Below are 17,341 nucleotides of genomic sequence, written 5' to 3'. Positions count from 1 at the left end.
GCTATTCGCTCCGGCTCGCCAGCGCATTGACGGCGGCAACCGTAATCGCCGAACCGCCGAGACGTCCCTCGACCGTCAGCGCCGGCACCGGCGGCGCGGCCATCAAGGCCGCCTTGGACTCGGCGGCGCCGACGAAGCCGACCGGACAGCCGATGATCGCCGCCGGCCGTGGACAGTCGGCATCCTCCAGCATGTTGAGCAGATGAAACAGCGCCGTCGGCGCGTTGCCGATCGCAATGATCGCGCCGGCGAGATGCGGCCGCCACAGTTCGAGCGCCGCCGCCGAGCGCGTGTTGTGCATCGACTGCGCGAGTGCAGGAATTTGGGGATCGCCGAGCGTGCAGATCACGGCGTTGCCGGCCGGCAGCCGCGCGCGCGTGATGCCCTCCGACACCATCCGCGCGTCGCAGAGAATCGGCGCGCCCTCCTGCAAGGCTGCCCGCGCGCGCGCGGCCATGCCTGATGTGAAGCGGACATGCGCTTCCAGACCCACCATGCCCGCGGCATGGATCATGCGCACGACCACCGACTCCTCATCGGGCGTGAAACGGGCGAGGTCGGCCTCCGACCGGATGGTGGCAAAGGACTGGCGATAGATCGCCGCACCATCAGTCTCATAGACGTGCGGCATCAGCGGCCTCCCATCAGCACAGAGGGATTTGCGATGAGATCCGAACGGGTCAGCCCGCGCAGGACCGGCGCATCCCGCGTGGTGCCGCGACGGATCAGATCAAAGCCCTCACCTGACGCAACCAGGGTGACGTCAGCAGAGCCGGAATGGGCACAGCCCTTGGCGCAGCCGGACACGTGAAGCCGGGCATCGGCCGGGACAAACGATGCAAGCACCGATGCCAATGCACGCGTGTCGGCATGCGCCTCACGACAACGCGGTGCACCGCTGCAAGCGATCACGCGGAGCGCCGGATCGTTGGGATCAGTAACCAGGTCGGCCCCACGGGGCATCTCGTGCATCCCTTCAGCCAGCACCATCCGCCACGGCGTCATGCGGAGCGCCTGCGTGCACCCGGCAAGATGGCTGAGCGTCTGGTGCGGCATCTGCCCAAAGGCTACGCCAACCAGCCCGCCAGTCGGATAGAGGCCGGGCAAAGGATCTGCCGATCGAGCCACGGGCTCGGCGTCGCCGCGAAGCGACTGCGGCAAGCTCGCATTGCCGGCCAGATGAGCCGCCATCCGTCGCTTCTCACCCTTGGCTCCTCCGGAGGCGACGAACCATTCGGCCAACGCCAGCGCGATATCCACCGCCTCTCCGCGCGAGACAGAGCGGCCGCGCCGCGTGCCATCGGCACGCACTAGAAGTCCTCGGTTGCGGTCGCGCTCGATCCTGATATCGGCAGACGCGCCAGTCAGCACCCGCTCGCTGCCGTCATCGATTGCGAAACCGAACTTGGTGGGAAGATCGAGCGACGCGCCGGCGAGCGCCTGCTCAAGCTCGGCCGCGAGCAAAGGCGTGTCGTCATCGGGCGTCCAGAACGGCGTCACCAGAATGTTGCGCTGAGCCTCGGTATCCGAATCCTGGTCCAGCAACGCGAGTTCGGCGAGCCCATCGATCAGAGGCGGATAAGCTTCATCGCCGACGCCGCGGATCTGGAGATTGGCGCGGCTGGTCAGATCGATCAGGCCGTTGCCGTATCGGGCAGCCAGGTCAGCGATACCAGCCGCTTGCCTCGCCTCCAGCCGTCCGCCGCGCGGGCGGATGCGCACCACGAGGCCATCGCCCGACTGCATCGGCCGCAGCGCGCCGGGACACCAACCCTTGATCGCGATGGCGGTCATGAGGCCTCCTGCAACGCTGCCGCAATCGAATTACGCCGCGTCTGCCACAGCGACGCGTCATGCAGCCGGCTGAAGCAGGTTTCGATCGCAGCCAGCGCCGTCGGATTCTCGCGCGCCATGAAGGCGCGGACGTCGTCATTGCCGAGCGTCGCGTCGTAATAGAGGTCGAACAGATGCGGCGACACCGCGCCGGCAAGATGCGCGAACGCCGCCATGTGCTCCAGCGTCGCCGCTATCTCGGCGGCACCGCGGAAGCCGTGGCGCATCATGCCCGCGATCCATGCCGGATTGGCGGCGCGCGCCCGCACGACCCGGGAGATTTCCTCGGTCAACGAGCGGGCATGCGGCTGATCCGGCTGTGTCGCATCGAGGTGATAGAGCGACGGAGCCTTTGCACCAAGCCGCCGCGCCGCCGCAGCGATGCCGGCCTCATGCGCGGCATAATCCGCTGCCAGCAGCAGATCGGTCTCCGGCAAATCCTGGGTATGGACGAAGCTGTCGGCCGCGGCGAGCCTCGCCTCGATGCCGGCGCGATCGAGCCGGATCTCGCCGTCGGACGCGACAGCCCAGGACGATGCCGACAGCCACGCTTCGCCGGCCGCGTCGCGCGCCTCCTGCGTGAAAACGTCAGGGACAGCAGCGATGCCGGCGCCATAATGTCCGGGGCGAGGCCCGAACACGCGCGAGACGCGATGCCGGTAAGGATTCTCGTCCGCCTCTTCGCCGCGCTCGGACAATGCCTCGCTAGCGGCTTCGAACAACTGCGCAAGCCCCGAGAAGACGTCGCGGAACAGCCCCGACACGCGCAGCGTCACGTCGATGCGCGGGCGGCCGAGCTCTGCTGGCGCGATGATGTCGTAGCCCGACACCCGGCCCGATCCATGATCCCAGCACGGCGCGATCCCGGCGAGATGCAGCGCCATCGCAAAATCCTCGCCGGCGGTGCGCATCGTCGACGATCCCCAGAGGTCGACGACAAGCCCTTTCGGCCAATCGCCGTGATCCTGCAAATGACGGCGCAGCAGCTCCTCGGCGAGCTTCACGCCTTGCGCATGCGCCGACGGCGTCGGCACCGCGCGCGGATCGACCGCAAACAGATTGCGTCCGGTCGGCAGCACATCGCTGCGCCCGCGATAGGGCGAGCCCGACGGCCCCGGCGCAACACGCCGGCCTGCGAGCGCATCGCGCAACGCCGCCCGCTCCGCCTCGCCGCAAGTGCCCTGCCCGAACACATGCAGGCCGTCGCCGAACTGGCTTTCCTTGAGATCGCAGACAAAGCGATCGATCTGCGGAATGGCCTCGGCCGCGGAGACTGACGCCGCGAGACCGAGATCGTCCTCCAGCCCGGCGATGCGCGCTTCCTCGCGGATCGCCGCAATCAGACGCTGCCGCCGCGCCGGATCGAGACCGTCCGCGGTCGAATACTCATCGAGCAATCGTTCGAGATTACGCAAGCCCTCCGGTACCGCCGCCTGCGCGAGCGGCGGCGGCAGATGGCCGATCGTCACGGCGCCGATCCGGCGCTTGGCCTGCGCGGCCTCGCCGGGGTCGTTGACGATGAAGGGATAGACGACGGGCAGATCGCCGATCAGCGCTTCCGGCCAACATGCGGATGACAGCGCAACCGACTTGCCGGGCAACCATTCCAGCGTTCCATGCGCGCCCATATGGACGACGGCATCGATGCCCTGCTGCCTGAGCCACAGATGGAACGCGACATAGGCATGGCGCGGCGTGCGCGAGAGATCGTGATAGTCGGCATCGCGCTGACCGACGTCACCGCGCTCCGGCTGAACCGCGATGATCGACTTGCCGCACGGGATCGCCGAGAAATGAAACGCGCCGTCGCGGCAATCGGGATCGTTCTCCGGCGCGCCCCATGCGCGTGCAAGATCGTCCTGGAGCAGCTCGGGAAGGCCGGAGATCGCCGCGCGATATTCAGCCACGTCCCATGTCAGCTTCCGGTGCAGCAGCACGCCGCCCAGCGATTCCACCGGCGCAAGATCAAAGCCCGCAGTTGCGAGATCGGCCAGCAACGTCTCCACCGAAGCCAGCGCATCCAGACCAACGGCATGCGCGATCTGATGCGGGCGCCCCGGATAATTCGAGAGCACGACCGCAAGCTGCTTGTCTCTGGCGGGCTTGCCGGAAAGCCGATGCCAGGCTGCCACACGCGCGGCGACCGCGGCGACGCGCTCGGCATCCGGCCGGTGCGCAAGATGGGCGAATTGCAGATCGGGATCGCGCTCGCCAGGCGACTTGAAGCTCACGACGCCCGCGAACAGGCGACCGTCGACCTCCGGCAACACCACATGCATCGCGAGATCGCCGGGCGACAGACCGCGCAGCGACAAGTCCCAATCCTCCCGCCGCGCCGTCGACAGCGCGACTTGGAACACCGGACACGATGCGGCATCGAACGGCGTCGTGCCGTCGTCGCCGGCCGCGGAGAACGCAGTCAGATTGACGATGGCCGCCGGCGGGCATTGCGCGAACTGAGCGCGCAGCCAGTCGGTCACGCCCGCCGCCTTCAGCGAGGTGACGAACACGCCGTGGGCATCAAAGCCCTCCGCGCGCAACGCATCGATCAGCGCATCGACCGGCGCGGTGTCGCCGGCCGCCAGATAGGAGCGATAGAAGGTCACCAGCACAAGCGGCCGGCCATTCGATGCCGGCAGTGCCGCGACGGCGCCGCGCCGCGAATCGTAGACGCCGATCTCGGGAAGATCGATCTCGCCGACGACCGGCCCGGCATAAAGGCCGGACGCCAGCGCCAGTTGCGCGATCACGGCCTGCGCGGCAACGGGGCCGCCCTTGTCGCACAGCAACTTCAGGCGGCGCAGCGTCGAGACCGGCAAGGTCGAGAATTCATCCAGCCGCAAATCGTCGCGGCCATCCGCCGGCAGCACGACCAGGGCGATGCCGCGCTCCTTCGCCAGCCGATGCACCGCGGCCAGGCCATATGACCAATAGGGTTCGCCGCCGATCAGCCGGACCAGGATGCCGCGCGCCTGCGACAGTGTGCGCTCGATATAGGTATCGACCGACAGCGGATGGCGCAGCTCCGCGAGATTGGCGAGCCGCAGCGACGGCAGCGCGGCGCGGCCCCGCCGCCAGCCGGCCGCGAACGCGGCGAGATCGCTGTCGGAAAACGACAAGACCACGAGATCGGCCGGATCCTGGCCGAGGTCCCTTGGTGTCGCGGTCTCCTCAAGGCCGCGGCTCTCGCGGAAGACGACGTGCATCAGACACCTAGTCGCGCCCTGATCGCAGCTTCATCGATATCGCCGTGTTCTCCGATCACGACGAGCTTCGACTGCCGCGGCCGCGCACCCCATGGCATGTCGAACTGATGCCTGACCCGCTCGCCGACCGATTGCACCAGCAACCGCATCGGCTTGCCTTCGACGGCGATGTAGCCCTTGGCGCGCAGCACGTTCTGCTCGCGCGCCAGCCCCTTGATCGACGCGATCAGCGCATCGACATCCCCGATCTCCGGAAGGTCGATCACCACGGAATTGAAGTCGTTGTGCTCGTGCTCGTCCTCACCGTCATGGTGGGACGGCCGGGACGCGAGGTCATCCTCTGCCGCCGCCTCAAGACCGAGGATCACGCGGGCATCGATCGCGCCGTCGACGATGGGCAACATCGGCACCTCGCGCGGCATCTCGGCCGCGATCAGCTCTTTGGCCGCTTTGATCCCCTCGGCTCCGGCGAGATCGGCCTTGGTCAGCAGCACGATATCAGCGCAGGCGATCTGGTCCTCGAACACTTCCGACAGCGGCGTCTCGTGATCGAGATTGTCGTCGGCCGCGCGCTGCGCATCCACCGCGGCCGGGTCAGGCGCAAACCGGCCCGCCGCAACGGCCTCCGCATCGGCCAGCGCGATCACGCCATCGACCGTGATCCGCGAACGGATCTCCGGCCAGTCGAATGCCTTCAGCAGCGGCTTCGGCAGCGCGAGGCCGGACGTCTCGATCACGATATGATCGGGCCTCACAGGGCGCGCGAGCAACTGCTCCATCGCCGGGATGAAATCGTCGGCGACGGTGCAGCAGATGCAGCCATTGGCGAGCTCGACGATGTTCTCGGTCGGACAATTAGCATCGGCGCACGACTTCAGGATGTCGCCGTCGACGCCTTCGCTGCCGAATTCGTTCACCAGCACCGCGAGCTTCTTGCCGTTGGCATTGCGGATCAGATGCTGGATCAGCGTCGTCTTGCCGGACCCGAGAAAGCCGGTCACGACGGTGACCGGAACCTTGGCGAGCGTGGTCATTCTGCGGCCTCCGGCACGACGGCGATGGGTGGAATGCGGGCAAGCGATTGCTTGCGGAAGATTTCGGGACGGCTGCGCCACGGCACGATGCCGTCAGGCGCCGACGCATAGGCGGTGGCTCCTGCGATCACATCCTTGGCATGATCAGCGGACAGGCGGCCATAGACATAGGACCACCGCCCCGGCGCGCTGAGCGCGACCGAGCAGCCCTGGCTGCAGGCCGACAGGCATTCGACGGGAACCAGATTGACGTCATCGGGCACGCCGGCCTCAACAAGCGCGGCATGCAGGCGCGCACCGGGCGCGGTCTCACCTTCCGCGAGCGTCTGGCCCGCGCGACAGGTGATGCAGACATGAAGTGTAACGCTCATCGCCCTTCCTGGATTGACTGCGGGAAGCGATGAGGCACACGAACCTGACGTGAACAGGTTCGTTCCCCGTCGCGGAACACCCCGTCCGCCGGTCTCAAACACATCGCGTCGGCAGGTCTCCCGGCTTGCGGAGTAGGATTTCTCCCTTGATGCCCACCTTCCCGACTCCATCAGGGAATCAGTGGCTTGGGCATCTCTCCGGTCACGGTCGCGGGGGCGGCTGCGCTTTGGGCAAACCCAGCGGTCTGAGCCCTATCGCATTCCCTCTTCGCCTGTCGTAGGACAGGAACCAACGCGGGGGCACCATTCGTCCTAGCCCCGCACTTGTCAAGCCGAAGGAACGTGATGATTTCTGATGGAAACGACGCTGAGGACGGCGCCGTCGGCACCGACCCCTCGCTGGATGCGCGCCACGCGGCCAAGATGGCGAAAAAGAAGGTCGCCCGCGACAAGATCATGGCGACCAAGAGTGGTGAAAAGGGCCTGGTCATCGTTCATACCGGCGCCGGCAAAGGAAAATCCTCCTCCGCCTTCGGCATGATCGTGCGCTGTGTGGCGCACGGCTTTCCCTGCGCCGTGGTGCAATTCATCAAGGGCGCCTGGGATACCGGCGAGCGCCGCCTGCTTACCGGACATTTCGGCGATCTCTGCCAATTCCACGCCATGGGCGAAGGTTTCACCTGGGAGACGCAGGATCGCGCCCGCGACATCGCGGCAGCGCAGGCCGGCTGGGAAAAAGCCAAGCAGCTGATCGCGGATCCGAGCCTGCGCATGGTCGTGCTCGACGAGATCAACATCGCGCTTCGCTACGATTATCTGGCGATCGCCGATGTCGTCGACTTTCTGACGACGTCGAAGCCGCCGATGACGCATGTCGTGCTCACCGGACGCAACGCCAAGGACGAATTGATCGAAATCGCCGATCTCGTCACCGAGATGACGCTGGTGAAGCACCCCTTCCGCTCCGGCATCAAGGCGCAGCCGGGCGTCGAGTTCTGATGCGATAATCAATCATGGCGCGCGCATTGATGATCCAGGGAGCCGGCTCGGACGTGGGCAAATCGCTCATCGTCGCAGGCCTCGCGCGTGCAGCCAAACGGCGCGGCCTGCGCGTGCTGCCGTTCAAGCCGCAGAACATGTCCAACAATGCCGCCGTGACCGTCGACGGCGGCGAGATCGGGCGTGCGCAGGCACTGCAGGCGCTCGCCGCCGGCGTCGAGCCGCACACCGACATGAACCCGGTGCTGCTGAAGCCGGAAACCGACGTCGGCGCCCAGGTCATCGTGCACGGCAAGCGGATCGCGACCGCCCGCGCACGCGAATATGCCGGCATGAAGCCGTCGCTGATGGGCGCAGTGCTGGAGAGTTTTGGGCGCCTGAAGGCGCGCGCCGACCTCGTGCTGGTCGAGGGCGCCGGCAGCCCCGCCGAGGTCAATCTGCGCAAGTCCGATATCGCCAATATGGGCTTTGCGCGCAGGGCCGACGTGCCCGTGGTGCTGGTCGGCGACATCGACCGCGGCGGCGTGATCGCGCAACTCGTCGGCATCAAGACGGTGATCGACCCTGAAGATGCCGCGATGATCCAGGGTTTTGTCATCAACAAATTCCGCGGCGATCCGACGCTATTCGACGACGGCTACCGCCTGATCGAAGCCCGCACCGCGTGGCGCGGCTTTGGCGTGCTGCCCTGGTTCGCCCGTGCCGGCGAGCTTCCGGCTGAAGACGCGCTCGGGCTCGGCGAGGCACGCAAGCCCGGTCAGTGCAGAATCGCGTTTCTTGCGCTGTCGCGGATCGCCAATTTCGACGACCTCGATCCGCTGAAGCTCGAACCGGGGGTCGATCTGGTGATGGTGCGTCCGGGCGAAGCCATCCCGGGCGATGCGAAGCTCGTCATCCTGCCCGGCTCGAAATCGACCCGCGGCGACCTCGCCTTCCTGCGCGCGCAAGGCTGGGACATCGATCTGCTGGCGCATCATCGCCGCGGCGGCCACATCCTCGGCCTGTGCGGCGGATATCAGATGCTGGGGCAAACCGTCGCCGACCCTGATGGGATCGAGGGTCCCGCCGGCGAAACGCCCGGGCTCGGGCTTCTCGATGTCACCACCACCATGACCGAACAGAAGACACTGACCCGCGTCAGCGCGGTGCATGCTGCGACCGGTCAACCGATCAGCGCCTACGAAATCCACATCGGGCGCACCGATGGCCCGGATCGCGCGCCATTTTCAATGCTTGACGGCTCGCCGGAAGGCGCCACGTCGCGTGACGGGCGCGTTCACGGCAGCTATCTGCACGGCCTGTTCACCTCGGACGAATTTCGCAAGGCGTTCCTTGCGCAGCTCGATATCCCTGCGGCGGATCAGCCGTACGGTGCCAGGGTCGAGAGCGCGCTCGACGCGCTTGCCGAGCACATTGAGACCCATCTCGATGTCGAAGGCCTGCTCGCGCTGGCGCGTTAAACCGACAACGCGGCGGCGAGACGGGACCACTCGGTCTCGCTGCCCGGCAAGCCCAAGCGCAGCCATCCCGGCTTTTGCTGGAAAGCCCGCGACCAGATCTGCGCGCGGGCAAGCTTCTCCTGCGCGGCCAACGCGTCGCCGGTGTCGAAGAGACGGAACAGCGGCGTGCCGCCGAGCAGCGCCCAGCCCTGCGATCGCGCCGCCGTATCGAGCCTGCCACAGTCGTCCGCCAGCCGCGCAATCGTCGCTGATGCCCAGTCGTGATCGAGCAAGGCGCGCCGCCCGATCGCGATTGCGGCGCCCGAAACCGGCCATGGGCCCGCCATCGCCGCAAGCGCGGCGATATCCGGCTCGCTGCCAACGGCGAAGCCGAGCCGCAAGCCGGCAAGTCCGTAGAACTTTCCGAACGAGCGCAGGATCAGGAGGCCCGGCCGTCCCGCCTCTGGCGCAAGCGAGACGCCGGGTACGGCGTCTGCAAAACTCTCGTCTACGACGAGCCGGCCAACGCGCGGCAGCAGCGCGAGCAGTTCGTGCGGATCATGGTGTCTGCCGTCCGGATTGTTCGGATTGACGACAACGGCAAGATCGCCTCCCGCAAGCGCGCCGAGATCGGAAACCTCGGCAACGTCCCAACCGGCAGCCGACAATAACCCGGCATACTCATTGTAGGTCGGCGCAAGAATCCGCGCCCGCCCGCGCGGCACCAGATGCGGCAGCAATTGAATTGCGGCCTGCGCCCCGCCCATCGCCGCGATCGGCGCGTCGGTGCGGTAGACCCGCCGTGCGGCATGATGGAGAGATTCAATGTCGGAGCGCGACGGCAGCGCATTCCACTGCCGCGGCTCAACATCGACGTCAGGATACGGCACGCGATTGATGCCGGTCGATAGGTCGATCCAGTCTTCCGCGGCGCCGCCGAAGCGCTGCTGGGCGACATCGAGATTTCCGCCGTGCTCACGCATGCGCCGCTCCTTCATGCCAGCGCCAGCGCCACGAACGCCGCGGCCAGCAGCATCATGGCGTAACGATAGAGTTTCAGCCCGGTGAGGATATCAGCGGCAGCCGGATCACGCGCGCCCTCGTTCAGCCAGGGCTCATCTGCGATGCTGCCGTGATAAATGCGGGGCCCGCTGAGGCGCACATCGAGCGCGCCGGCCATCGCGGCTTCCGGCCAGCCGGCATTCGGCGAGCGATGGCGCCACGCATCGCGCAGCATGCACGACCAGGCCTGCGAACGATGCGGCGCGAGCAGCACGAACAGTAGGCCGGTCAGCCGTGCCGGAATCAGATTGGCGAGATCGTCGATCCGGGCAGCGGCCCAGCCGAAGGCCTCGTGCCGTTCGGTGCGATGGCCGATCATCGAGTCCAACGTGTTGATCGCCTTATAGCCAAGAATTCCCGGCAGGCCGAACAGCGCGCCCCAGAACACCGGCGCCACGATGCCGTCGGAGGCATTCTCGGCAAGGCTCTCGATCGTCGCGCGCGCGATGCCGGCGTGGTCGAGCGTTGCCGGGTCGCGTCCAACGATCTGTGCTACCGCGGAACGCGCGGCCGCGATGTCGCCCGAAGCAAGCGGAGGTGCCACCGCCGCCACATGATCATGCAGCGAGCGCAGTGCGACCAGCGGCCACGCCAGCACACCGACAAGGACGACGTGAACCCATCCGGATGGGAGCAAAGACTGCACGGCCCAACCGAGCGCCGTCGCCAGCGCGATCACCAGGATGGCAGCCGCGACACCAGCCGCGCGTCGAAACGCCGGTGGATCGGAGGCCCGGTTCCAGGCGGTATCGACAAGATGGATCAACCGACCGAGCCAGGTCACGGGATGGCCAATGCGGGCAAACAGCCAATCCGGCCAGCCGATCAAGGCGTCCACAGCCATCGCCACCGCCATCGCTCCCGCAAAGCCCACTCACCTCTCCTCTCCGCGATCCCCCTGATGCGCAAGACGTCGGCCGAGTGCAAGCCCTCCGGGACGGATTTCGGCTTTGTCTTTTGCCGCGATTGGTGGTTAGAGCGTTTTCGAGGCGAAGCGGATACCGGTTCGCAACGGGAGACCATATGACCGTCATTCTGATCACCGGCGGAGCCCGGTCCGGAAAAAGCCGGCGCGCCGAATTGCGCGCGCTCAGCTTTCCAGCTCAGCCGGTCTATGTTGCGACCGCCGAGGCGCTCGACGCGGAAATGGATGAGCGCATCGCCAGGCATCGCGCGCGGCGCGGCGGTGACTGGATCGAACGCGAGGTGCCGCTCGACCTCATCGAGGTGCTGGCCGAGACCGATGGCGGCGGCGCAAGGCTGGTCGATTGCCTGACGCTTTGGCTGTCGAACTTGCTGCACGCGGAGCGCGACTGGTCGCGGGAAGTCGCGCGGCTGGCGGACGCGCTGCCGCGCCAGCGCAGCCCGGTCATCATGGTCACCAACGAGGTTGGCCTCGGCATCGTGCCTGACAACGCACTGGCGCGGACCTTCCGCGACGCCGCAGGTCTCATGAACCAGAGCATTGCCGGCGCTGCGGACGAGGTCGAGTTCGTCTTTGCGGGCCTGCCGATGAAACTGAAATGAGCAACACGATCGACCCCGCCAAAGGCTCCGCGATGGTCTCGTTCGACGATGCGTTTCGTCGCCAACTGCACGAACTCTTCGTGTGGCGGCGCGACGTGCGCCGCTTCCGCACCGATCCGCTGCCTGACCGCACGATCGAGCGGCTGATCGAGATCGCCTGCCTGTCGCCTTCGGTCGGGTTGAGCCAGCCCTGGCGGTTCGTCATTGTCGACGATGCGGCCCGGCGGCGCGCTGTCATCGAGGACTTCAAGACCTGCAACGCCGACGCGCTGCGATCCTATTCCGGGGAGCGTGCGGCGAAATATGCCGCATTGAAACTATCCGGCCTCGAAGAGGCGCCCGGCCATCTCGCCGTGTTCGCCGAGAAGAGCGACCAGATCGGCTCCGGACTCGGCCGCGCCACGATGCCGGAGACAACGGAATATTCAGTGGTCGCCGCAATCTGTTCGATGTGGCTGGCCGCGCGCGCGGACGGCATCGGGCTCGGCTGGGTCTCGATCTTCAATCCAGGCCGCGTTCACGAGATTCTGGAAATACCTGATACGTGGAAATTCATCGGCTACCTCTGCATCGGTTACCCCCAGGCGGAATGCGACCGTCCGGAGCTCGAGCAGGCCAAGTGGGAATCGCGGCGAGGTCCGGATGAATTCACCATCCGGCGCTGACCAGTCTCCGGCCGGCAGCGGCGCCTCGAACAGCGCTGCCCACTGGCGCGCCGACATCGCCTCCCTGGTTTTTCCGCTCCCGGAGCACGGCGCGATCTGCGCGGTGCACCGGGGCGCGTTTCGGACGCTGCTTGGCGCCGACCCGACGCCGGAAGGCTGCATCGGTTATTTCGCGCGGTTTGAAGGCGCGTTCAGGGCTGCAGCGAGCGCCAAGATCCTGCGCAAGCGCATCCCCGTTGGAACAAATCTGCATCTTACCAGTCGCGACATCGCTCGAAAGCTGCTAGAAGCCGACCAAATCGAATGTGGAGAACGACCATGAGCCAGTCCCCGGCCGCGCAAAGCCAGGTCATGCAATCCCAGGTCACGCATCTGCCGGTCGCCGCCCGACAGGTCGGACGGCTTGCCCAGTCCCTGATGGCGATGACGCTCGGCCTGTTCATCGTCGGCGTGGTCGGCTTCTCGCACATCGACGTGATCCACAACGCCGCGCACGATGTGCGCCACTCCAACGCCTTCCCCTGCCACTGACCCCGCTGGCATGAGCACGTTTCGCTCGATCGTCTTCTCCTCGGTCATTGCCGGATTCATCGTTGGCCTGATCGTCGCCGCGGTCCAGCAGTTCGGCACCGTCCCGCTGATCCTCAAGGCCGAGGTCTATGAGAAGGCGGCCGAGCACAAGCACGAAGCCGCCGCACCACCCCAGGCCATCCTCGTCCACGATCATGCGGATCATGATCATGGCGCCGAGGCGTGGGAGCCGCGCGACGGCCTGGAGCGCAATCTCTATACCGCGGGAGCGAACATCCTGACCGGGATCGGATTTGCGCTGCTGCTTTGCGGCTTCTTTTCAGTCCGCAGCGGCGCGACCGGCGAGCCGATCTCGTGGCACGAAGGCCTGATGTGGGGCCTCGCAGGCTTTGCCGTTTTCACGATTGCGCCGGGCCTTGGGCTGCCGCCTGAACTGCCGGGCGTCCCGGCGGCACCACTGATGTCGCGTCAGATCTGGTGGGTGACGGCGGTGCTGTCGACATCGGCCGGACTCGGGCTGATCGTGTTCCGGCGCTCGATGCCGGCCGCGATCGCCGGCGTGGTCCTGATCATGCTGCCGCATCTGATCGGCGCACCCGAGCTCGAGCATGTCGAGACCAACGTGCCCTCGTCATTGTCGCATCAGTTCGTGGTCGCGGTCACACTGACCAGCCTGGTGTTCTGGTCCTTGCTCGGCGGCCTGACCAGCGCCGCGTTCGCCTATTTCGACCGGCCCGCATCGGCCTGACGCCACTGCGTGATATCGTGCCCGCTCAGCTCGCCTGCCTGAGCGGCTTGCCGGCCCGCAACTCCCTGTCCTGCACCAGCACTTTCTCGGCATAGAGCTGGTCGATCTCCTGCCCGGACAACCCGAGTTCGCCCAGGATCTCCTCATTGTGTTCACCGAGCAGGTCGGCCCTCAGCTCGGTGCGCTGCGGCCATTCCGAGAAGCGCATCGGCGCGCCCGGGATCGCGAATTGGCCGATCCGGGGATCGCTGACATGGCGGACCGTACCGCGCTCGATCAGATGCGGCTGGGCCATGGCGTCATTCAGTGTCAGCACCGGCGCGCAGGGTATCCGCTCCTGCTCCAGCGCGGCGATCGCCGCATCACGTGACGGAAACGTCTTGAGCCAGGCTTCGACGATCTCCCCGACCAGCACCCTGTTGTCGGCACGGGCGCGCGCGGACTCGAACCGGGGATCCTTCTCGAGCTCCGGCCGCCCCAGCGCACGAACCATTTGCGGCCATTGATGCGCCAGTGCGCAGATCACGAGAAACTCACCCCGGCCACAGTCGAACACGCCCACCGGGCCACCATTCGGGTGCAGCGAGCCCTCCCGCTGCGGCACGAAGCTGTCCCCGCGCAGCGAGACCTTCGGCACATTTGCCTCGTGCATGTGGAAGTAGGTGTCCAGCAGCGTCGATTCGATGAACTGGCCTTCTCCGGTCCGCTCGCGGTGAAGCAGCGCAAAGCCGACCGCCATCGCTGCGGCAACGCCGGTCGAGGCGTCCCCGATTGCCACCGGCACCTGCGCCGGCTTGCCATCGGGATCGCCGATCACCCCGGTGATGCCGGCAAAGGCCTGCGCGATGTAGTCGAAGCCGGGCTTGTCGCTCAGCGGCCCGGTCTGTCCGGCGAATGAGATCGAGCACATGACCAGCCGCGGATTGATTTTCCTCAGCGTCTCGTAACCAAGTCCGGCGCGCTCCATCACGCCGGGCGTAAAGTTCTCCACCAGAACGTCGGCCTTGGCGGCGAGCCGGGTCAGGATCTCGCGGCTTTTCCCATGCTTGAAGTCGAGCGCCAGGCTGCGCTTCGAATGATTCTGCTGGAAGAAATACGTACTCTGCGAGGTGTTCTTGTGCGCCGGATCGCGCGGTTTCAGGCCCTGGAAGCGCGATCGGTCGCCGAATGGCGCGAGCTCGATCTTGATGACGTCAGCGCCGGCCTCGGCCAGCAGCCGCGTGCAGGTCGGGCCTGCGACGAACTGGGTGATATCGAGCACGCGGTAACCGGTCAGCATTTTCGGAGGCAGGGTCATCTCAATTGTCCAGTTGTTGTGATTGAAGAGTTCCGGCGGGCGCGTCTCCGCCCGCGGGCCTCGTTCCGAACAGATTGCTGCGGGCCTGCTCGTCAAGCGCCTTGCGAATGCCACGCCGCCCGACCGCCAGCCCCTTCTGGAGTAGCGGCCGCGCGCGCAGCTCAGCGAACCAGCGCCTGACGTGCGGGACATCGTCGAGCGTGAAGCCTTGCGCCTTGTGGGTCATCACCCAGGGGAGACAAGCGATATCGGCGATCGAATAGTCGTCGCCGGCGACATAGCTGCTTTCGCCGAGCCGATCATTCAGCACGCCGTAGAGACGCCGCGCCTCGTTGCCGTAGCGCTCGACGGCATAGGGAATCTTGTCCGGCGCATAGAGCGAGAAGTGCCCGTTCTGGCCCAGCATCGGCCCGAGCGCGCTCATCTGCCACATCAGCCATTGCTGCACGCGGGTGCGGCCATGCAGGTCGCGCGGAAAGAACCTGCCGGTCTTCTCCGCGAGGTAAAGCAAGATCGCTCCCGACTCGAAGATCGTCAGCGGCTCGCCTCCGCCGGGCGGGTCCCTGTCGATCATGACAGGGATCCGGCCATTCGGATTGAGCCTTCGGAATTCGGGCCTGAACTGATCACCGCGCGTGATGTTGACCGGCACGACGGTGTACGGCAGCCCGCATTCCTCGAGCATGATCGAGATCTTCCAGCCGTTCGGCGTCGGTGCGAAGTGAAGATCGATCATCGGAGCCTCCGGCACGGCTCAAGCCAGCTGCTTTTCGCGCGACAGCGACAGTCCGGCCTCCTGCAGCCGCCGCTCGAGCATCGGCACCCGATCGTTGCCCCAGAACTGCTCGCCGCGAAACACGCAGATCGGCACGCCGAAGATGTGGTCGCCCTGGCTCTCCTGCTGCGCCTCCTCATATTCGCGCCGGCCGTCGCCCTCGAGATAGCTGCGGAATTCAGCGCCGGACATGCCGAGCGATTCGATGAAGCGCTCCACCGCATCGACCTCGTCGACCGCGAGCTCGCGGCGGAAGAACAGCTCATAGACCAGGCGGCTGTATTCGATCAGACGTCCGTGCTTTTCCGCGAACAGCCCGCCGATCAGCGCCGGCGCGGTGTCGAAGATCTTCAACGGACCGCGGATGATCTTCTTGTCGCCGCGCTCGTTGGCGGACCGCCGTGCATCCATGTAGGAATACTTGACCTTGTATTCCGAATAGACGCTGCGCTGGCCGGAGCCCTTGATCCGGAGCTGGAACGGCCGCCACTGCACCTTGATGTCGAACTTCTTCTCCAGCTCGAACACCGGATCGAATGCCAGCCAGGCATAGGGGCTCTTGTAGTCCGAATACATCTTGAGAATTTCGCGGGACATTGTCTCTCCTTTGTCGATTGTCATTGCGATTGAGCGACGAGCGGGCACTGGCTCTCGGACAGCGGCTGCGCCGCCTCGGATGCCGGAATGACCTTCTCGATGGTGTAGTAGTCCCAGGGCTTCCTGACCTCGCCGGGGGCCTTGATGCTCGCCATGTAGAACGGATGCATCAGCCAGCCATCAGCGCGCACAAAACCGTTCTCGACATACATGTCGTTGACCGGGAGCTTCCGGATCTCGTCCGCGACCTTCAGACCATCGAGCGTCCTGGCGGCAGCGACGGCCTGGAGATAATGCAGCGTTCCCGAGTAGACCGCGGCCTGGTCCATGGTCGGCATCGCATGATGCTGCCTGAAGAAGCGCTCCGACCAGGCGCGCGTCTCGTCGGTGCGGTCCCAGTAGAACGGGGTTGCGAAGGTCAGGCCCTGCACATTGGCAATGCCGAGTGCGTGCACATTGGTGATGTAGGTCAGGGGCACCACGATGTGCTGGCCGCCCTCGGCGATGCCGAACTCCTTGGCCTGCTTCAGGGCATTGGTGGTGTCCTCTGCAGCGGAGATCAGCCAGATCACCTTGGCCTTTGACGCCACCGCCTGCAGCAGGAACGAGCTGAAGTCCGGATTGTTCTGCGGGAAACGCACCGAGCCGAGCACCTTGCCCCCGGCCGCCTTGATCGCACCCGCCGCAGCGTCTTCCATCGCCTTGCCGAAGGAGTAGTCGGCCGAGAGGAAGAAGAACGTATCGAGCCCACGCTCGATCAGCGGCTTCGGCAGCGGCGCCGAAATGGCGTAGGCGTTGAGCGACCACGAGAATGCGGTCGCTGCGCAGGCCTGCTGGGTGATCGCCGGGCTTCCGGTCACGCCGTGGATGACGATCTTGTTGCGCGTCCGCGCCAGCTCCTGAACAGCGAGCGCCACGGCCGATTGCGCCACGTCGACGACGACGTCCGCACCGCCATTGTCGAACCAGTTGCGGGCGATCGCAGCGCCCACGTCGGCCTTCGCCTGGTGATCGCCCGAGATCACTTCGATCGGACGATCCAGCACCTTGCCGCCGAAATCCTCGACCGCCATCCTGGCGGCGAGCACCGAGCCCGGCCCCATGATGTCGCGGTACATCCCCGACATGTCGGTGAGCACGCCGATCCTGACCGGCTGCGCATCCTCAGCCTGTACCGGCGTCAGCATCGCGCTGCCGACCAGCAACGCGATCGCCGCAGCTGTGATTGTTCGTTTCTTCGCCATGACTATCCTCGAC

The 17,341-nt window shown here is 66.1% G+C and carries 18 protein-coding genes and 1 riboswitch; of the genes, 7 read left to right on the top strand and 11 right to left on the bottom strand.

What is annotated here, in order from left to right; all coding sequences use genetic code 11:
• Window position 1: 1 nt before the first annotated feature.
• The 5 genes from ACVIGA_RS36180 to ACVIGA_RS36160 are packed head-to-tail and all read right to left on the bottom strand — an operon-like array spanning window position 2 to window position 6,444.
• Complete coding sequence (locus ACVIGA_RS36180) at window positions 2-631, bottom strand: precorrin-8X methylmutase (protein ID WP_456669768.1); 630 nt, start codon at window positions 629-631, stop codon at window positions 2-4.
• A complete protein-coding gene (cobG, locus tag ACVIGA_RS36175) occupies window positions 631-1,794 on the bottom strand; it encodes a precorrin-3B synthase (protein ID WP_456669767.1) in 1,164 nt (387 codons plus the stop codon). The genes ACVIGA_RS36180 and cobG overlap by 1 nt, the downstream gene beginning before the upstream one ends.
• The gene (gene cobN, locus ACVIGA_RS36170; RefSeq protein WP_456669766.1) at window positions 1,791-5,039 is read right to left on the bottom strand and encodes a cobaltochelatase subunit CobN; all 3,249 of its coding nucleotides are present in this window, start codon (window positions 5,037-5,039) and stop codon (window positions 1,791-1,793) included. Before cobN ends, cobG begins: the two co-directional genes overlap by 4 nt.
• Window positions 5,039-6,073, bottom strand: coding sequence for a cobalamin biosynthesis protein CobW (gene cobW / locus ACVIGA_RS36165; RefSeq protein ID WP_456669765.1), 1,035 nt, complete (start codon window positions 6,071-6,073; stop codon window positions 5,039-5,041). Before cobW ends, cobN begins: the two co-directional genes overlap by 1 nt.
• On the bottom strand, window positions 6,070-6,444 hold the full coding sequence (locus ACVIGA_RS36160) for a DUF1636 family protein (RefSeq protein WP_456669764.1): 375 nt from the start codon (window positions 6,442-6,444) through the stop codon (window positions 6,070-6,072). Before ACVIGA_RS36160 ends, cobW begins: the two co-directional genes overlap by 4 nt.
• A gap of 93 nt (window positions 6,445-6,537) precedes the next feature.
• A riboswitch (cobalamin riboswitch) is annotated at window positions 6,538-6,753 on the bottom strand.
• Between the two features lie 36 nt (window positions 6,754-6,789).
• Between ACVIGA_RS36160 and cobO the strand changes: the two genes are divergently transcribed.
• Window positions 6,790-7,443 carry a cob(I)yrinic acid a,c-diamide adenosyltransferase gene (gene cobO / locus ACVIGA_RS36155; protein WP_375780105.1) on the top strand — a complete coding sequence of 218 codons (654 nt, stop codon included), beginning with the start codon at window positions 6,790-6,792 and terminating at the stop codon, window positions 7,441-7,443.
• Between the two features lie 14 nt (window positions 7,444-7,457).
• Window positions 7,458-8,903, top strand: a complete 1,446-nt coding sequence (locus ACVIGA_RS36150) for a cobyric acid synthase (protein ID WP_456669763.1) — start codon at window positions 7,458-7,460, stop codon at window positions 8,901-8,903.
• Here ACVIGA_RS36150 and cobD read toward each other — a convergent pair.
• Window positions 8,900-9,865 (bottom strand): threonine-phosphate decarboxylase CobD, encoded by a 966-nt coding sequence (cobD, locus tag ACVIGA_RS36145; protein ID WP_456669762.1) that lies wholly within the window; start codon window positions 9,863-9,865, stop codon window positions 8,900-8,902. The two genes, ACVIGA_RS36150 and cobD, sit on opposite strands and share 4 nt — an antisense overlap.
• Before the next feature lie 11 nt (window positions 9,866-9,876).
• Window positions 9,877-10,818: an adenosylcobinamide-phosphate synthase CbiB gene (gene cbiB / locus ACVIGA_RS36140; protein WP_456669761.1), complete on the bottom strand. Its 942-nt coding sequence runs from the start codon at window positions 10,816-10,818 to the stop codon at window positions 9,877-9,879.
• A gap of 149 nt (window positions 10,819-10,967) precedes the next feature.
• On the opposite strand from cbiB, the gene cobU reads away from it, so the two are divergent.
• The 5 genes from cobU to ACVIGA_RS36115 are packed head-to-tail and all read left to right on the top strand — an operon-like array spanning window position 10,968 to window position 13,415.
• Window positions 10,968-11,471: a bifunctional adenosylcobinamide kinase/adenosylcobinamide-phosphate guanylyltransferase gene (gene cobU, locus ACVIGA_RS36135; RefSeq protein ID WP_456669760.1), complete on the top strand. Its 504-nt coding sequence runs from the start codon at window positions 10,968-10,970 to the stop codon at window positions 11,469-11,471.
• Window positions 11,472-11,503: 32 nt separating this feature from the next.
• Window positions 11,504-12,136: a 5,6-dimethylbenzimidazole synthase gene (gene bluB / locus ACVIGA_RS36130; protein ID WP_456670965.1), complete on the top strand. Its 633-nt coding sequence runs from the start codon at window positions 11,504-11,506 to the stop codon at window positions 12,134-12,136.
• On the top strand, window positions 12,114-12,458 hold the full coding sequence (locus ACVIGA_RS36125) for a hypothetical protein (protein WP_456669759.1): 345 nt from the start codon (window positions 12,114-12,116) through the stop codon (window positions 12,456-12,458). The genes bluB and ACVIGA_RS36125 overlap by 23 nt, the downstream gene beginning before the upstream one ends.
• 29 nt (window positions 12,459-12,487) lie before the next feature.
• On the top strand, window positions 12,488-12,667 hold the full coding sequence (locus ACVIGA_RS36120; RefSeq protein WP_223968828.1) for a CbtB domain-containing protein: 180 nt from the start codon (window positions 12,488-12,490) through the stop codon (window positions 12,665-12,667).
• A gap of 10 nt (window positions 12,668-12,677) precedes the next feature.
• Window positions 12,678-13,415, top strand: coding sequence for a CbtA family protein (locus ACVIGA_RS36115; protein WP_456669758.1), 738 nt, complete (start codon window positions 12,678-12,680; stop codon window positions 13,413-13,415).
• Window positions 13,416-13,440: 25 nt separating this feature from the next.
• On the opposite strand, the gene ACVIGA_RS36110 is transcribed toward ACVIGA_RS36115, so the two are convergent.
• Genes ACVIGA_RS36110 through ACVIGA_RS36095 form a run of 4 tightly spaced genes read right to left on the bottom strand, consistent with a single transcriptional unit; the run spans window position 13,441 to window position 17,328 of the window.
• On the bottom strand, window positions 13,441-14,712 hold the full coding sequence (locus ACVIGA_RS36110) for a CaiB/BaiF CoA transferase family protein (RefSeq protein WP_456669757.1): 1,272 nt from the start codon (window positions 14,710-14,712) through the stop codon (window positions 13,441-13,443).
• 1 nt (window position 14,713) lies between these two features.
• Window positions 14,714-15,448 carry a glutathione S-transferase N-terminal domain-containing protein gene (locus ACVIGA_RS36105; protein WP_456669756.1) on the bottom strand — a complete coding sequence of 245 codons (735 nt, stop codon included), beginning with the start codon at window positions 15,446-15,448 and terminating at the stop codon, window positions 14,714-14,716.
• A gap of 18 nt (window positions 15,449-15,466) precedes the next feature.
• Window positions 15,467-16,084, bottom strand: a complete 618-nt coding sequence (locus tag ACVIGA_RS36100; RefSeq protein WP_456669755.1) for a DsbA family protein — start codon at window positions 16,082-16,084, stop codon at window positions 15,467-15,469.
• Between the two features lie 20 nt (window positions 16,085-16,104).
• Entirely contained in the window at window positions 16,105-17,328 is a 1,224-nt protein-coding gene (locus ACVIGA_RS36095) for an ABC transporter substrate-binding protein (protein ID WP_456669754.1), read from the bottom strand.
• Window positions 17,329-17,341 lie beyond the last annotated feature (13 nt).

The organism is Bradyrhizobium sp. USDA 3240 (assembly GCF_054063295.1).
This window is presented reverse-complemented; position numbering and strand designations above follow the sequence as displayed.

Bases quoted from the DNA above. Each gene is read 5' to 3' on its own strand.
- cobG (WP_456669767.1), bottom strand. From the start codon at position 1,794: ATGACCGCCATCGCGATCAAGGGTTGGTGTCCCGGCGCGCTGCGGCCG.
- cobU (WP_456669760.1), top strand. From the start codon at position 10,968: ATGACCGTCATTCTGATCACCGGCGGAGCCCGGTCCGGAAAAAGCCGG.
- ACVIGA_RS36095 (WP_456669754.1), bottom strand. From the start codon at position 17,328: ATGGCGAAGAAACGAACAATCACAGCTGCGGCGATCGCGTTGCTGGTC.
- ACVIGA_RS36150 (WP_456669763.1), top strand. From the start codon at position 7,458: ATGGCGCGCGCATTGATGATCCAGGGAGCCGGCTCGGACGTGGGCAAA.
- ACVIGA_RS36105 (WP_456669756.1), bottom strand. From the start codon at position 15,448: ATGATCGATCTTCACTTCGCACCGACGCCGAACGGCTGGAAGATCTCG.
- ACVIGA_RS36120 (WP_223968828.1), top strand. From the start codon at position 12,488: ATGCAATCCCAGGTCACGCATCTGCCGGTCGCCGCCCGACAGGTCGGA.
- cobW (WP_456669765.1), bottom strand. From the start codon at position 6,073: ATGACCACGCTCGCCAAGGTTCCGGTCACCGTCGTGACCGGCTTTCTC.
- ACVIGA_RS36160 (WP_456669764.1), bottom strand. From the start codon at position 6,444: ATGAGCGTTACACTTCATGTCTGCATCACCTGTCGCGCGGGCCAGACG.
- cobD (WP_456669762.1), bottom strand. From the start codon at position 9,865: ATGCGTGAGCACGGCGGAAATCTCGATGTCGCCCAGCAGCGCTTCGGC.
- ACVIGA_RS36110 (WP_456669757.1), bottom strand. From the start codon at position 14,712: ATGACCCTGCCTCCGAAAATGCTGACCGGTTACCGCGTGCTCGATATC.
- cobO (WP_375780105.1), top strand. From the start codon at position 6,790: ATGATTTCTGATGGAAACGACGCTGAGGACGGCGCCGTCGGCACCGAC.
- cobN (WP_456669766.1), bottom strand. From the start codon at position 5,039: ATGCACGTCGTCTTCCGCGAGAGCCGCGGCCTTGAGGAGACCGCGACA.
- ACVIGA_RS36115 (WP_456669758.1), top strand. From the start codon at position 12,678: ATGAGCACGTTTCGCTCGATCGTCTTCTCCTCGGTCATTGCCGGATTC.
- ACVIGA_RS36100 (WP_456669755.1), bottom strand. From the start codon at position 16,084: ATGTCCCGCGAAATTCTCAAGATGTATTCGGACTACAAGAGCCCCTAT.
- ACVIGA_RS36125 (WP_456669759.1), top strand. From the start codon at position 12,114: ATGAATTCACCATCCGGCGCTGACCAGTCTCCGGCCGGCAGCGGCGCC.
- ACVIGA_RS36180 (WP_456669768.1), bottom strand. From the start codon at position 631: ATGCCGCACGTCTATGAGACTGATGGTGCGGCGATCTATCGCCAGTCC.
- bluB (WP_456670965.1), top strand. From the start codon at position 11,504: ATGGTCTCGTTCGACGATGCGTTTCGTCGCCAACTGCACGAACTCTTC.